The organism is Streptomyces sp. NBC_00102 (assembly GCF_026343115.1).
In the GTDB taxonomy this organism is placed as follows: Bacteria; Actinomycetota; Actinomycetes; order Streptomycetales; family Streptomycetaceae; genus Streptomyces.
Genome location: NZ_JAPEMC010000001.1, coordinates 4,961,124 through 4,974,596, shown reverse-complemented (window position 1 = coordinate 4,974,596; position 13,473 = coordinate 4,961,124). Strand labels below are relative to the sequence as shown.

Below are 13,473 nucleotides of genomic sequence, written 5' to 3'. Positions count from 1 at the left end.
GCGGCGGTATCCGCTCGACGACAGGGACCGGCCCCCACCGCACGACGGTGGGGGCCGGTCCCTGTTCCCGCGTGGAACGGTCCGCGTCCTACCCTGAGGGCAGAACATCCGCAGGCATCAGGAGCACGTTGTGTATTTCACCGACCGTGGCATCGAGGAACTGGAGAAGCGGCGCGGCGAGGAGGAGGTCACCTTCGAGTGGCTGGCCGAGCAGCTGCGCACCTTCGTCGACCTCAACCCCGATTTCGAGGTGCCGGTCGAGCGGCTGGCGACCTGGCTGGCGCGTCTGGACGACGAAGACGACGAGTGACGCTGACGACGAGTAACGCTGACGACGAGTGACGCAGCCGGGCCGGCCCACAGGTCCGCTCACCGGTGCGGAGGAGCCTCCCGTGCCACCGCACCGGCCCTGACCTCGTTGTACGCGAGTCCCAGCACTCCCTGAGCGAGCAGCAGCGCGCCGGCCGCCGTCCAGCCGCCGCTGCGGCGGAACGCTCCCCAGAGGGCCAGCGGGGCGCCGACGAGGACCTGCGTGGTGGCCACCGCCCGGGCGCGGGGGCCGAGCATCCAGGGGCCGAGGCCGCTGCTCTCCACGGCGTCGAGTTCCACGCGTACGGCGTCCCGCCAGCCCGCCCACTCGATCCGTCCGGTGCCCGGCAGCTCCCGGGCCGCGTCCCGCAGTTCCTCGGTGCTCCGGCCCGGTTCGAGTCCCGGCCGCAGCTCCACTCCCGTACGGGTGAGCAGGCCCAGCAGCGTCCGCAGCCGCGCGTAGCCGTCCGCGTGCGGGTCGGGGCGGGTCAGGGTCTGCAGCGCCTGTACGTCGAGTACCGGGTCGAGGTCCAGCCGGGCCGCGAACGTGGTCATCGCCTCGTCCTCACCGGCCGGGGTGCCGTCCGCCAGCCAGACGTACCCGACCGGGCGGCGGAAGCCGGACGCGAGCACACAGCCGGCCCGGGTGCCGTCCCACCAGAGCGCGACGGCCGGCCAGGTGGAGGCGACCCCGAGGGCCGCGGCCCAGCCCGCCACCACCCGGTCGACCGGTTCGGCGGGTTCGGCGGGGGTGTCCCGCCAGGCCCGTCCCTCCGGCACCAGCACACTCCACTCCTCGCCGGCCGGAATGAGGAGCATCCGTTCGCGCAGGAGGTGGGCCAGGGGCCGCACGGTCTCGGGGTCCGCCCGGCACAGCAGCAGCGCCCCCACGGGTGTCGCGTTCATGCCTCACACGCTAGGGCAATTCATCCGGGGATGAGCCCTTTTGGCGCCGGGGTGAGAGGTCCGGCGGACCACTCGCCCTTGACTCCACCCATCCGCGATATATCGTGTTGAACGAGAGACGCGATATGTTGCGTCGTGCCACGCTCTCTGGAGGTCACACCCATGCCTGTGTCGACGTGGACCGTCGCCGAGCCACTGAAACTCGCCTTCGCCGAGCAGGTGACCGCGCTCAAGGTGCGAGTCGTCAACGGTACCGTCAACGTGGTCGGCTCCGAGGAGCCCGAGGCCCGTCTGGAGGTGTCCGCCATCGACGGCCCGCCGCTGATCGTCACCCTCGACGACGGCGTCCTGTCGGTGACCTACGAGGACCTCCCCTGGAAGAGCTTCCTCAAGTGGCTCGACCGCAACGGCCGTTCCCGCAGCGCCACGGTCACCCTCGCGGTACCCGCCTCCGCGTCGGTGGAGGTCGGCGTCGTCGGCGCCGGGGCGTTCGTCTCGGGCATCCGGGGCCGTACGGACGTGCGTGGTGTCACCGGCGACACCACGCTCGTCGCACTCTCCGGGGAGGTACGCGGCGAGACGGTCTCCGGCGGCCTGGAGGCCCAGGCCGTCACCGGCGACCTGCGGTTCCAGTCGGTCTCCGGCGACCTCACCGTGGTGGAGGGCGCGGGTACCTCGGTACGCGCCGAATCCGTCAGCGGCGACATGGTGCTGGACCTCGACGCCTCCGGGTCCCCGACCGACATCCGGCTCGCCACGGTCTCCGGCGCCATCGCGATCCGGCTGCCCCACCCGGCGGACGCCCGGGTCGAGGCGAACACCGCGAGCGGCGCCGTCTCCAACGCCTTCGAAGACCTGCGGGTCGGCGGCCAGTGGGGCGCGAAGAAGATCACCGGCACGCTGGGCGCCGGTACGGGCAGGCTCAAGGCGACCACCGTGTCCGGCTCGATCGCCCTGCTGCGCCGCCCGCCGTCCGAGGACGAACCGTACGTTGCCGAGCCGACCGGAAAGGCGCTCTGACATGCCCCCTGTTTTCGCCCACGGCCGTCTCCGCCTCTACCTGCTGAAACTCCTCGACGAGGCCCCGCGCCACGGTTACGAGGTGATCCGGCTTCTGGAGGAGCGCTTCCAGGGCCTGTACGCCCCGTCCGCCGGCACGGTCTACCCCCGGCTGGCCAAGCTGGAGGCGGAGGGGCTCGTCACCCACGCGACGGAGGGGGGCCGGAAGGTGTACTCGATCACCGACGCGGGCCGCGCCGAACTGGCCGGCCGCACCGGCGAACTCGCCGATCTGGAGCTGGAGATCCGCGAGTCCGTCTCCGAGCTGGCCGCCGAGATCCGCGACGACGTCCGGGGCGCGGCCGGCAAGCTGCGCAGCGACATGCGCGCCGCCGCGTCCGCCTCCCGCCACCGGCCGGGCTCCGGCGGGTCCGGCGGGTCCGGCGGCCCCCTGGGCGACTGGGAGTCCTTCATCGGGGATCTGGGAGACCTGGCCAAGGCGGGGAACCTGGGCGACCTCACGGAGAAGGACGCCTGGCGCAAGGCCAAGGAGGAGCTGCGCCAGGCCAAGCAGGAGTGGAAGGAACAGGCCCGCCGGGCGAAGGACGAGTCACGGCGCGCCCGCGAGGAGGCGCAAGCGGCCCGCCGTCAGGCGAAGGAGGCCGACGAGCGGGCCCGCGAGCAGATGCGGAACGCCGCCCGCCAGGTGCAGGAGCACTTCGCCCGGGGCGACTGGCCCGCCGGAGTGCGCGACGGGCTCGCCGAGATCACCGGCCACCTCGCCGGCCTCGCCCGGACGGGCACCTGGCCGCCGGCCGATCGCCCCGCGGAGCACCCGCACGCGGAGAGGGCGGAGGGCCCGGAGAGCAGGGGACCCGGTTCCGCCGCCTCGGCCTCCTCCCAGCCCGATCACCCCGATCACCCCGATCACCCCGATCACCCCGGTCACGCCGAACACGCCGAGCCCCGCCCGGCTCCCGACTGGGCCGCCGACGTACCGGTCACCGGTGATCCCGCCCGCGACCTGGACCGGCTGCTGGACCGCTTCCGCGACGACATCCGCGATGCCGCACGCGACCGGGGCGTCACGGGCGAGCAGCTGACCGAGGCCCGCGCGCACCTCGCCGCGGCGGCCTCGCGCGTCGACGCGCTGCTGCGGAGGGCCACCCCGGGCGACGGGGGCGAGCCGAAGGATCTCGGAAGGGCCTGAGGGGCCGTCGAAGGGCCTGAAGGGCGTCGAAGGGCCTGAAGGGCGTCGAAGGGCTGAGGGTCCGTCATGACGCGGTGGGGCCGCCACCCGGCACTTCCGGGTGGCGGCCCCACCGCGCAAGAACCCCTGGTCACGCCCCGGAGAGCCTCAGCCGGCGGCTGCGGCCTCTCCCCCGCCCTCGGGCCCGGTTCCGTACAGCGCGCGTTCCACGGTCGCGTACGAGACGCCGTGCTCCGCGAGGACGTCCGCCACCACCCCGGGCCGCGCGACGAGCGCGAGCAGCAGGTGCTCGCCGCCGATGGAGCGGTCGCCCCGGCCCACGGCGATCCGCAGGGACCCCTCCAGCACTCCCTTGGCGCCGGAGGTGAGCGGCCTGCGTCCGGACCGGCGGCGGCGCCCCCGGCCTTCCTCCGCGAGCGCGCCCTCGCCGTGCTCCTCCTCGATCCGGGCCACGATCTCGCCGACGTCGATGCCGAGCCCGGCCAGCGCCTCCGTGTCCGCCTTCGTCAGGCCGCCCAGCCTGCGGGCCTCGCCGAGTGCCGCTTCCAGGGAGGCCCGGCGGTCGGTGACGCCGAGCGCGGTGAGGGCGAACGCGGCCCGGCCCGATTCCTGGCCGAGGAGGGAGAGGAGCAGGTGCTCCTCGGTGATGCTGTCCTCCCCCGCGTTCTGGGAGAAGGCGACGGCTCCGGCGACGGTGGCGCGGGCCTCCTTGGTAAATCGCTCGAACATCAGTTCCTCCCGTACTTCTTGTGCACGGCCTGCCTGCTGACGCCGAGTTCGGCCGCGATCTCCTGCCACGACCAGCCCTTGGCGCGGGCACTTCTCACTTGTACGGCTTCGAGCTGCTCCAGCAGCCGCCGCAGCGCGGCGACGGCCCGCAGCCCGACGCGCGGGTCGCGATCCCCGGCACGTGCGGCCAGGTCCGTTGCTTCGGTCATGATGTCAACGTACGTTGACACGCGGAACCCGTCAACCCTGGTTGACATGTGAGACTGGCGGGCGGCCGCGCAAGGGGGCGGGAGGCGCGGCGCGTGTCACACCCGCAGCCGGTTGGATCGGACGGCGGCCAGGCCTAGGGTCGGGTCATGTTCGCCGCCTACGCAGCCCGCATCGACCGCGAAAACCCCCTGAACGGCCTGGAGCTGGGCGAGCGCCCCGCCCCCGGGGCCAGGCCCGGCTGGACCACCGTCGAGGTCCGCGCCGCCTCGCTCAACCACCACGACCTCTGGTCGCTGCGCGGCGTGGGCATCACGGAGGACCGGCTGCCGATGATCCTCGGCTGCGACGCGGCAGGCGTCGACGAGGACGGCAACGAGGTCGTGGTGCACTCGGTGATCGGCCAGACCGGCCACGGCGTCGGCCCGAAGGAGCCGCGCTCCATCCTGACCGAGCGCTACCAGGGCACCTTCGCCGAACGGGTCTCCGTACCCTCCTGGAACGTCCTGCCCAAGCCGAAGGAGCTCAGCTTCGAGCAAGCCGCCTGCCTGCCGACCGCATGGCTCACCGCGTACCGGATGCTCTTCACCAACGCCGGTGTGCGCCCGGGCGATTCCGTCCTCGTACAGGGCGCGGGCGGCGGGGTCGCCACCGCCGCCATCGTCCTCGGCCGCGCGGCCGGCCTGCGGGTCTACGCGACCAGCCGGGACGAGGCGAAGCGGAAGCGCGCGGTCGAACTGGGCGCCGTCGACGCCTTCGAGTCCGGCGCCCGGCTGCCCGAACGCGTGGACGCCGTCATCGAGACGGTGGGGGCGGCCACCTGGTCCCACTCGGTGAAGTCGCTGCGCCCCGGCGGCACCCTGGTCATCTCCGGCGCCACCAGCGGCGACCGCCCCCCGCACGCCGAACTGACCAGGATCTTCTTCCTCGAACTCAAGGTCGTCGGCTCCACGATGGGCTCCAAGGACGAGCTGGAGGACCTGCTCGCCTTCTGCGCGACGACCGGCGTCCGACCGGTGATCGACGCGGTCCTGCCACTGGACCGGGCCCGCGAAGGCTTCGAACGCATGCTCACGGGCGAGCAGTTCGGCAAGATCGTACTGACCGCGTCCTGAACCGCCCGCCCCTGGGCCTTCCCTTCCGATCCGTACGCGGGCCCGGCGTGATCCGAACGAAAGGCCCTAAGGGGAGGGCGGCACGAATCGCGCCGTGAGCAGGGGCTACAGTCCCTGCTCATGACAAACGAGTCGTGGGCAGGCTGGTACCGGGACCACTTGGGTTCCGACGCGGCCACCGTCTTCGCGGACGGCGGAGTGATCAAGCTGCGCATCCGGGGTGTCGACTTCGAGGGCAAACGCCTCGACGACCTCCGCCCGGTGGTGGAACCGCTCCCGGACGGCGCTTCGTTCGCCCTCGTGGACGGCGCCCTGACGGACTGCGTCCTGGAGTGGGACCAGCCGGTGGCCATAGTCACCGGGGACGCCGGAGCCGGCGCCGCCGGGGAGACCGAGCGGCCCGCGACGATGAGCTGCCTGTTCTCCCTGCGCAGGTCGGACCCGGACGTGCACCTCGCCCTTCACCTGGACGGCGCGCTCTACGAATCGGCGCGCGCCGAGCGCGACTTCGCGGCCGCCCTGAACGCGATACGTGGCGCCCTGCCGGAGGACGTCCGGCTGAAGGCACCGGCCCTCTGACGCGGGAGCCCGCCGACCCGTCCTGGCCCGGTCCGTCCTGGCCCGGACCGTCCTGGTCGACCCGTCCCGGGCGAGGGCGGTGAACTCACGGGAGCCGGAATTCGTTCCCCGATCTGCCGGCAGCGTGCCCATGTTCCCTTCCCGTCCGGACGGGGGCAGAGTCGCACCATGAAGATCCTGATTCTGGGCGGCACCGAGTTCGTCGGACGATCCGTCACCGAGGCGGCGCTCGGGCGCGGCTGGGACGTCACCCTGTTCAACCGGGGCCGTCAAGAGCCCACCCCCGGCGCGGTGACCCTGCGCGGGGACCGGACGGCCGGCAAGGCCGGCCTCGCGGCACTGGAGAGCGGCGCGTGGGACGCGGTGGTGGACACCTGGACCGGCGCTCCCGTAGCGGTCCGGGACGCGGCCCGGCTGCTCGCGGACCGGGCCGGCCACTACACGTACGTCTCCACCCGCTCGGTGTACGCGTACCCGACGCCCGCCGGGCTGCCGGAGGACGGCCCGCTGGTGTCCGGCGCCTCGCCGGACGAGGCGGGTGACGTCCCGTACCCGCAGGCCAAGCTCGGCGGCGAGCTGGCCGCCCTCGACGCCTTCGGCGACCGCGCCCTGCTGGCACGCCCGGGCCTGATCCTCGGCCCGTACGAGAACATCGGCCGGCTGCCGTGGTGGCTGAACCGGATAGCCCGGGGCGGCCCGGTCCTGGCGCCGGGCCCCCACGACAGCCCGCTCCAGTACATCGACGCCCGCGACCTCGCCGACTGGGTGCTGGACGCGGCGGAGCAGGGTCTGAGCGGCCCGTACAACACGGTCAGCGAGTCCGGGCACGCCACCCTGGGCCGGCTGCTGGACGCCTGCGTCCGGGTCACCGGTTCCGACGCCGAGCTCCGGTGGACCGACCCGGACACCATCCTCGCGGCAGGTGTGGAGCCCTGGACGGAACTCCCCATCTGGCTGCCCTCGGGAGAGCTGCACGAGACCCTCCACGAGGGGGACGTCAGCAAGGCCCTCGCCGCCGGACTCCACTGCCGCCCCGTCGAGGAGACCGTCGCCGACACCTGGACCTGGCTGACGTCGCGAGGAGGCGTCGCTCCCCAGCGCCCCGACCGTCCTCCGGTCGGCCTCGACCCGGAGGTGGAGGCCCGCCTGCTGGCAGCCGGCCGAGAGCTCCCGCCCCCCACTACCGTGACGGTATGACCGAACTCCTCCACCTCACCGAACCCGCCCTCTGGGCGGCGGCCCTGCACGAGGGCTCCTACACCTGGTCCACCCGGGGCCGCACCCTCCGACAGGAGGGCTTCATCCACCTCTCCCACCCCCACCAACTGCCGGCCGTGGCCTCCCTGCTGTACGGATCCGAGGAGGTGGATCTCGTCGTCCTGGTCATCGACCCGACCCGCCTCACCGCACCGCTGCGCCACGAATCGATGACCGAGGGCGGCGAGGAGTTCCCCCACCTGTACGGCCCGCTCCCGGTGGACGCGGTGGTCGAGGTGCGGCCGTGGCCGGGTCCTGCGGCCGTGGCGGGTGGGGCCACGACCTCAGGCTGACCCGGCACCCTGGCTTCAGCCCTCGCCCTCGCCCTCGCCCTCGCCCTCGCCCTCGCCCTCGCCCTCGCCCTCGCCCTCAGCCTCGCCCGGGAAGGTGCGGATTCCGTCCAGCAGTGCGCCGACCAGCCCCTCAGCCCGCTCCGGTGCCTCGGCGGACCGCCCGGTGAGCAGCAGATAGAGGGTGGACCCGATGAGGGCGTCCACCACCGCGTCCACATCGGTGCCGGGGCGGAACTCGCCCGCCTCCACACCCGCGCGCAACAGCCGGACGAGCGCCTCGTGCTGATCCCGCGTGTGGTGACGGTAGAGCGAGTCCGCGTCCGTGGGGCTCTCCGCGGCGGCCGCCGTGAGGGCCAGCACCAGCGCGGAGTTGCGCGGATCGGTGACCGCCTCCGCATGGGACCGGAACCACCCGACGACGGCCCGTGCCACGTTCCCGGCTTCCGGTGCCGGGATCTCCCCCTCGGGTGCGGCCGCGAGGTACGCGCGCCGGGTGACATCACCGACCAGGGCCGTCTTGGACGGCCAGCGGCGGTACACGGTCGGCTTGCCGACACCCGCCCGCGCGGCGACCCGTTCCATCGAGAGGCCCGCGTACCCGTCCTGGAGCAGCAGTTCCTGCGCGGCGTCCAGGATCGCCCGGTCCGTTTCCGTATCCCTGGGCCTGCCAGGCCGCCGTACCTCTGTCATGTCCGGAGTCTATGTGCCTAAGATTCAATTACGGTACGTACCGTAACGTTAATAGGGAGCTCGGATGCAGTCGAACGTGGTGGTCGTGATCGGCGTCGGGGGCATGGGGCAGGCGATCGCCCGCCGACAGGGGGCGGGTGGCACCCTGCTGCTGGCGGACTTCGACGAGTCCGTCCTCGACGGTGTCGCCGAGGAGCTGCGAGGGCACGGCCACCGCGTGCACACCCGGCCCGTCGACGTCTCCTCGCGAACGTCGGTCGCGGCCCTGGCGGACGCCGCCGCGGCACTCGGTCCGGTCACCCAGGTCGTCCACACGGCCGGCCTCTCCCCCGCGCAGGCACCGGCCGCCGCGATCCTCGCTGTGGATCTGCTCGGCACCGCGCTGGTCCTGGAGGAGTTCGCCAGGGTCGTCGCCCCGGGCGGCGCCGGTGTGGTGATAGCCAGCATGGCGGGGCACATGGTCGCACCGTCCGTACTCACGGCCGAGCAGGAACGGGCTCTGGCGCACGCCCCGGCCGACGACCTGCTCGCCCTGCCCTTCCTCGACGCCGACACCCTCGGCCCGCAGGGCGCCTACCCCCTGTCCAAGTACGCCAACCGCCTGCGGGTCCGCGCCGCCGCCACCGGTTGGGGCGAGCGCGGGGCACGCGTCAACTCCATCAGCCCCGGCGTCATCTCCACGCCCATGGGACGGCAGGAGCTGGACGGCGAGAGCGGCCGGCACATGCGCGCGATGGTCGAAGCCTCCGGTACGGGACGCCTGGGCACCGCCGACGACATCGCGGCGGCGGCCGCGTTCCTCCTGGGCCCCGACGCGACCTTCGTGACCGGAACCGACCTGCTGGTCGACGGCGGCGTGGTCGCCGCACTCCGCTCCGGCCGCCTCGGCAGGGGGGCGTAGGACAACGCGGCCGGGCCGTGGGAAGGCAGGGAATCGACAAGCCCCAGCGGCTCAGGAGGTACGGCGCCACGGCCTCCACCGCGTGGCGCGCGGCGAGTTCGTCCACCGCCTCTTCGAGCGGAAGGCCCAGGGCGGGTTTCGGCATCCTCGTGTGCCGCCGGTGGAATCACCCCTGCGGTGGCCAGGTCCCGGCAAGCAGGCGGACTGCCTCCTCGACGATCGAGTCCGCCAGGGTTTCCCGGTCGCCGGATCGGGTCTCCTCCCAGTCGTTGTACGCCTCGGTCTTGTCGACCAGCGGCATGAGCGACCGTGGCCGGGCCAAAGCACCCCACCCTTCGTGCGTGATCAGGTCACCGCCTGCTCCGGGGGCCATGCTGCCGTTCACGATCAGCCGGAGCCACCAGCGGACGAGTTCCCAACGGGCCTCTTCCCAGGGGAGGTCGGTGGAGTCGGCCGGGAGGGCATCGCGCAGGCCGAGATCGTCCAGCACCTGATCGAAAAGGGCCTCCGCTTGCTCGTGCTCGGAGGCTGACAGACCGGCGAGGAGAGGGAGGGACTCGGTCTCGACGTCGAGGACCAGGGCCGTGAGTCCGGCCTCGATGAGCTGTTCAGGGTGGTGCCGTCGGCCGATCAGGCGCTCCAGGGCCAGCATCCTGATGCAGTCGACGGCCTCCTGCGCGCTCGTGGCGTACGGCGTGAACGGCGTGGGCAGGGAGACGTCGATGCCCGGACCGCCCTCGATGAAGTACGACCAGAAGCCGACGGTCGCGTGGGCGAGGAGGCTGCTCGAACGCCCGGCGAATTCGTGCTGGATGTAGTCGGCGAGGTCGTTCCCGTACAGGATGATGTCGGTTTGGTACACGGACAGGACGGGGTGTCCGTACTCGCCGGCCGTGCCGGGCAGGTAGCGGTGCCCGTAGACCGGAACCAACTGCGGCGCGCTCTCCAGCTCGGCCCTTGCGACGCGCAGCGCGTCGGACACATCCGCCGGCCTCGGCGGCCAGGCGGGATGCCAGAACACGTTGTGCTCCACGTCGAAGAGCGCACCCTCCACCGGCCGCGCCAGCCGTTCGGCCAGGTCCTCGGGGTCGCCGTCACGCCAGTCGGGCCACCGGGACGAGCCGCAGGGAAGGCCGGCTGAGAGGAAGACACGGTGGTCGGCCGCGAAGGTGAAGCCGAACCGCGCCTCGACCGCGTCGAGTTCCCGCTCGGTGAGCCCCGGTCCGATCTCGCACCGGAGCATGCCCTGAAGGACGCGGGCGGCTTCCAGGGTCAGCCGCGGGGGCGAGGGCGTGTGCACGGCTGACAGCGTAGCGGGCTTGCGGAGACGGACCTGGAATCGCTCGCGACCGCATGCGGCATCTCCCGGACGGCCCTGGACAACCGGAAGGCCCGACCGTCGATGACGGTCGGGCCTTCCGCGTTTCCCTGTCCGGCCTACGGCGCAGCCGAAGCCCGACGCGGGGACGATCAAGCCTTCTTGGTCTCCAAGTAACGGGCCGGGTCGGCGACCTGCGGGGATCTTCCCTGTGGGACGCTGACCTGGCCTTTTGGTGATGGCTGGCGTTGGGGCGCGACGGTCCTGAGCGGGTGTCTTGCGGACTGCGTGCGGACTGGGGCACTGAGGTTGGACAAGTGCGCTCGCGGCTCTCTCGTCGGATACCGGCCTCAACGTCAGCAGTCAGTCGGCGGTGTCTGGTTACTTCAGGTAAAATTCCCCGGGCTTTTCGAGAGCGTTAAGGGCTGCGGGTCGCCGACCCTTAACCGGAAGATACAGTACCGTTTTCCCCGACGTGTTGCGGTAAACCCATCCTTCAGAAACGAGGCTCGATACCACACTCGCCACAAGGTTTCTGCTGGCTTGGTCAAGGCCGCGGCTCAGCGCGCTCTCCTTCCGACCAGAACCGCGCTGGCTGTATATTTTCTTCAATATGGTAAGCGCTACCTTGGTGCGCGCATCGAGGTTAAGTTGCATTATCCCTGCAGTGGTCTGAGATTGCCGCGAGAACTGCTCTATCTCGCATTCGATAAAGTTGCCCTCGAGCCATGCGGGGATCTTCGACGCCCCATCGAGGAAGCCGATCAGGCATCGCTGGAAGTAAGGGAAGGACTGCCCGTCTTCCGTCATTGATATGTCCAGTGTCTGAATTACGCAATCTTGGTAATTGATGCGCCGAGCCAGCGAATCGCCATTAGACAGCGCTAGCGTATCGAAGATGACTCCTTCGACGGTGAACTTATTTCGGTTTCCGTCTTCTGTCGGCTCGAGCGTGGACACCACACGCAGCATGTCTGCCAGAACGGAATCATACTGCCCCTGATTCTGCCGACGAGAGGCTACTGCGAGGGCGGCTCGAGCGCTTGTCCCTTGCTCTTGCAGAGCCCCAGCCGCAGCTTCAATGCCTAGGTCGCCAGCCGTAGTAACCCAGGAGGCGACGCTAGAGAGTGGATGTTCATCGTAAGAATTTGTGAGGTAAGTGGCCAAGTCCTCTCCGTAGGCCGTATCTGCTAGATTGCGGTCAACGAAGATTCGAGATTCCTCGTCTCCTACCGGCGCCGAGATAGCGAGACCGGGAAGACGGAGAAGCAATTGCAAACCCTCTTCGTCGGGCTGCCTGTTGTTGATGTTGATAAAAGCGGTTCTCATGAGGTCCATGCCGACTGGGCCAGTTTCATTCCCTTGAGAACGAGCTAGCGTGGCAACCCTGGATACGATTGCCTTTATCACTTCGGGGCGAACAGCACTGAACATGCGCGCCTCCCGCTCGCAAATCGCATCGAAGAAACGACGCCACGCCGTCGCTTGAGTTGTCTCTACGGCAGCGTTGACCTCCGAAAATGCCTGCATCGCCACCAGGTAGCCAATGAGTAGAGGGCGTGTGGGGAGCCACTCCGGAACCTTCCACGACACCCCGGCCGATGCCAGGTACTCCTCTACCTGCCCCTCAGTGAAGTCCCGAATGTTTACAAGATTCTCTGGCGACTCGAATCCTAGTGACTCCGCCATCTCGGAGTGGGAAGAAAAGTAGTGGGAGCGTCCACATGCGACAATTCCTGTGCCGGATGGAGTCTCCTCGACCAATCGTCGGACCGGGGAAAGTGCTGCTCGTCGAACCTCCTTAAGATCCGCAGCGCTTCCAAGCCACCTGGTGGGAACGATCTCATCAAAACCGTCAAGCAGTAGGATGCATGCGCCCGATCGCCAGGCAGATATTAGGCTCCTGTCGCTCCCGAATCCGATTTCTTCGGAGTGGCGCCGAAGGATCTCCGCAGGAGTCCTCAGGCCAGCACAGTCTCTAAGGTTGATATGAACCGGAAATGGCGTAAGCTTCTTATTTCGAAAATGCAGCCTCCGGAGCTCGTAGTAGAGCTCTCGCAGAGCATGACTCTTACCTACCCCGAATTCGCCAACAACAAGGGCTCTGTAGCCATTGATCAGCATCTTGGAAATTTCGTTTGTGGCCAGTTCGCCGGAATCTCGGCCTGCGAAGACGACGGGCACCTTCACGTCCACCTTCTCGGCGGGCCGGGAGTAGGAGATGCTGCCGAAAGGCGCGTCGTCTCTGCAGCGCAGGTAACCCTCTGAATCGCAAAGTCTACGCTGCAAAGTGGACACACTGATTGCGTGGATAGTAATGTTCCCTTTTCGGGACTCATCCACGACTGCGCTCCGCTGCTCTGCAGTCGGCTCGTCTCGAGTCACGAACCAACCCGTCAGGTTCTTGTAGGAATTCTCTGGCCTTCTGCCTAGATCGGTGAGCAACCCACGGAGCTTCTCTGCGTCCTTCTGAGCCTTGGCCTTTTTTGACTCGATGGTAAATTCGTATGCATGGATCGACTCTTCCGTGATGAATACACCGTCTCGTTCGCGCCCCTTGTGCATGATGGCACCCTGGAGTCCGTGCGGATCATGTATCGCTCTAGCCACCTCTAAGGCCCTGAGTTCAAAATCGTGCCCGGATTCATCGAACGTGGTCACATTGTCCCCTTCTTTAGTCAATGAAAGTCGGCAGCACCTTGCACCTAATTAGTTGACGCTTCTAATTTACCTTGCAAGGCATAGTGGTTGACGATTGGTCAGCTCATGACCTCCCTCGGGGCCTTCCATGGTGGTGATCGCCCCCGAGGGGAACTGCTGTGAATCTCGCCCACACTGGCCGGATGGAAGGTGATTTCGTGGACGCGCGAGATGGTGGCACCAGGTGCGAGAGAGGACGCTCCCGCGGTCGACTTGGTTATCCGGCGGTCGATCTTGGTTGTTGAGGGTGTCCGGCTTAG

14 protein-coding genes are annotated in these 13,473 nt (G+C 69.5%); 8 read left to right on the top strand and 6 right to left on the bottom strand.

What is annotated here, in order from left to right:
* Positions 1 to 130: 130 nt before the first annotated feature.
* Complete coding sequence (locus tag OHA55_RS22360; protein ID WP_003992906.1) at positions 131 to 310, top strand: DUF6104 family protein; 180 nt, start codon at positions 131 to 133, stop codon at positions 308 to 310.
* A gap of 59 nt (positions 311 to 369) precedes the next feature.
* On the opposite strand, the gene OHA55_RS22355 is transcribed toward OHA55_RS22360, so the two are convergent.
* Positions 370 to 1,215: a hypothetical protein gene (locus OHA55_RS22355; RefSeq protein ID WP_266709030.1), complete on the bottom strand. Its 846-nt coding sequence runs from the start codon at positions 1,213 to 1,215 to the stop codon at positions 370 to 372.
* A gap of 162 nt (positions 1,216 to 1,377) precedes the next feature.
* On the opposite strand from OHA55_RS22355, the gene OHA55_RS22350 reads away from it, so the two are divergent.
* Together OHA55_RS22350 and OHA55_RS22345 are read left to right on the top strand one after the other, a co-directional pair.
* The gene (locus tag OHA55_RS22350; RefSeq protein WP_266709028.1) at positions 1,378 to 2,235 is read left to right on the top strand and encodes a DUF4097 family beta strand repeat-containing protein; all 858 of its coding nucleotides are present in this window, start codon (positions 1,378 to 1,380) and stop codon (positions 2,233 to 2,235) included.
* Between the two features lies 1 nt (position 2,236).
* A complete protein-coding gene (locus OHA55_RS22345; RefSeq protein WP_266709026.1) occupies positions 2,237 to 3,424 on the top strand; it encodes a PadR family transcriptional regulator in 1,188 nt (395 codons plus the stop codon).
* A 147-nt stretch (positions 3,425 to 3,571) separates the two neighbouring features.
* Here OHA55_RS22345 and OHA55_RS22340 read toward each other — a convergent pair whose 3' ends face one another.
* The gene (locus tag OHA55_RS22340; protein ID WP_266709024.1) at positions 3,572 to 4,153 is read right to left on the bottom strand and encodes a Clp protease N-terminal domain-containing protein; all 582 of its coding nucleotides are present in this window, start codon (positions 4,151 to 4,153) and stop codon (positions 3,572 to 3,574) included.
* Positions 4,153 to 4,362, bottom strand: a complete 210-nt coding sequence (locus tag OHA55_RS22335) for a helix-turn-helix domain-containing protein (RefSeq protein ID WP_266709022.1) — start codon at positions 4,360 to 4,362, stop codon at positions 4,153 to 4,155. Before OHA55_RS22335 ends, OHA55_RS22340 begins: the two co-directional genes overlap by 1 nt.
* Positions 4,363 to 4,509: 147 nt before the next feature.
* On the opposite strand from OHA55_RS22335, the gene OHA55_RS22330 reads away from it, so the two are divergent.
* The 4 genes from OHA55_RS22330 to OHA55_RS22315 all read left to right on the top strand — a co-directional run bounded on the left by OHA55_RS22330 (position 4,510) and on the right by OHA55_RS22315 (position 7,604).
* Positions 4,510 to 5,475: a zinc-binding dehydrogenase gene (locus tag OHA55_RS22330; protein WP_266709020.1), complete on the top strand. Its 966-nt coding sequence runs from the start codon at positions 4,510 to 4,512 to the stop codon at positions 5,473 to 5,475.
* A 120-nt stretch (positions 5,476 to 5,595) separates the two neighbouring features.
* A complete protein-coding gene (locus OHA55_RS22325; RefSeq protein WP_266709018.1) occupies positions 5,596 to 6,054 on the top strand; it encodes a DUF6304 family protein in 459 nt (152 codons plus the stop codon).
* A 168-nt stretch (positions 6,055 to 6,222) separates the two neighbouring features.
* Complete coding sequence (locus OHA55_RS22320; protein ID WP_266709016.1) at positions 6,223 to 7,251, top strand: NAD-dependent epimerase/dehydratase family protein; 1,029 nt, start codon at positions 6,223 to 6,225, stop codon at positions 7,249 to 7,251.
* Positions 7,248 to 7,604 (top strand): DUF952 domain-containing protein, encoded by a 357-nt coding sequence (locus OHA55_RS22315; protein WP_266709014.1) that lies wholly within the window; start codon positions 7,248 to 7,250, stop codon positions 7,602 to 7,604. Before OHA55_RS22320 ends, OHA55_RS22315 begins: the two co-directional genes overlap by 4 nt.
* 15 nt (positions 7,605 to 7,619) lie before the next feature.
* On the opposite strand, the gene OHA55_RS22310 is transcribed toward OHA55_RS22315, so the two are convergent.
* Positions 7,620 to 8,294, bottom strand: a complete 675-nt coding sequence (locus OHA55_RS22310) for a TetR/AcrR family transcriptional regulator (RefSeq protein ID WP_266709012.1) — start codon at positions 8,292 to 8,294, stop codon at positions 7,620 to 7,622.
* 64 nt (positions 8,295 to 8,358) lie between these two features.
* Between OHA55_RS22310 and OHA55_RS22305 the strand changes: the two genes are divergently transcribed.
* Positions 8,359 to 9,195: an SDR family oxidoreductase gene (locus tag OHA55_RS22305; protein ID WP_266709010.1), complete on the top strand. Its 837-nt coding sequence runs from the start codon at positions 8,359 to 8,361 to the stop codon at positions 9,193 to 9,195.
* A gap of 166 nt (positions 9,196 to 9,361) precedes the next feature.
* Here the strand turns inward: OHA55_RS22305 and OHA55_RS22300 are convergent, their stop codons facing one another.
* Complete coding sequence (locus OHA55_RS22300) at positions 9,362 to 10,495, bottom strand: hypothetical protein (protein ID WP_266709008.1); 1,134 nt, start codon at positions 10,493 to 10,495, stop codon at positions 9,362 to 9,364.
* 399 nt (positions 10,496 to 10,894) lie between these two features.
* Positions 10,895 to 13,174, bottom strand: a complete 2,280-nt coding sequence (locus OHA55_RS22295; protein ID WP_266709006.1) for an NACHT domain-containing NTPase — start codon at positions 13,172 to 13,174, stop codon at positions 10,895 to 10,897.
* Positions 13,175 to 13,473: the final 299 nt, after the last annotated feature.